This is a genomic window from Micromonospora sp. BL1, from assembly GCF_003667485.1.
GTDB classification, from domain to species: domain Bacteria; phylum Actinomycetota; class Actinomycetes; order Mycobacteriales; family Micromonosporaceae; genus Micromonospora; species Micromonospora tulbaghiae.
Genome location: NZ_RCVK01000049.1, coordinates 1 through 850, shown reverse-complemented (window position 1 = coordinate 850; position 850 = coordinate 1). Strand labels below are relative to the sequence as shown.

General features: G+C 76.7%; 1 protein-coding gene. It reads right to left on the bottom strand.

Features of this window, described 5'->3' with window-relative positions; translation table 11 throughout:
* The coding region (locus tag EAD96_RS00220) for an NUDIX domain-containing protein (protein ID WP_121682860.1) at positions 1-800 on the bottom strand (800 nt) is incomplete at its 3' end.
* Positions 801-850: the final 50 nt, after the last annotated feature.

Sequence of the window (850 nt, the reverse complement as noted above, 5' to 3'; positions counted from 1 at the left end):
GGGTCGGAGAGGTCCAGGTGGGGCGTGATCGGCGTACCCGGGTCTCGGTCGGCCGCGGCTCGGGCCACGCCCGGGAGGTCGCCCGCCGCGGCGACCTCGGCGAGCGTGACCATCGTGGGCGGCAGCATGGTCAGCTCGCCGGCCTCCGCCCGGGCCAGGGCGTCCGCCGGGCGCAGCCACAGCGTGTGGTCGGCCTCGCCGGAGACGTCCCGGGTCCGCTGTCCCTCGGGCAGCAGGGCGACGAAGAAGTACGTGTCGAAGCGGCGCGGCTCGAACTCCGGGGTGATCCACCGGCTCCACGGAAGCAGCAGGTCGGACCGGAGCGTAAGGCCCTTCCCGGCCAGCAGGTCCGCGAAGCCGACCCGCCGTCCCTCCAGGTCCTGCCGGGCCGCCTCCCAGTCGTCGCCGCTCACGTCGCCGACCACCGTGTCGGGGTCCGGCCCGGCGAGCAGCACGCCCGCCTCCTCGAAGACCTCGCGGGCGGCGGCGCACACCACCGCCTGCGCGGCGGCCGGGTCGAGCTGGAGCCGTTCCCCCCACGCCGCCGGGTCCGGGCCGGCCCAGCCGAGGTGCGCCTCCGAGTCGGAGCGGTCCACCCCGCCGCCGGGGAAGGCGTACATGCCGCCGAACGTCATGGCCGCCACCCGACGGATCATGTAGACCTCGAACCCGTCGCCGGCCGGGCGGAGCAGCAGCACTGTGGCGGCGACGCGGGGCACGGCCGGTACGGCGCCCTCGGCCCGGAATCGGCGGGCGTGCTCCACCAGGGCGGGGGGTGCGGCGAAGCCGTCGATCGTCATGCGCCGAGCCTAGTTCCCGCCCGGGCGGCCTGGCCGGGCGGGAACTAGGC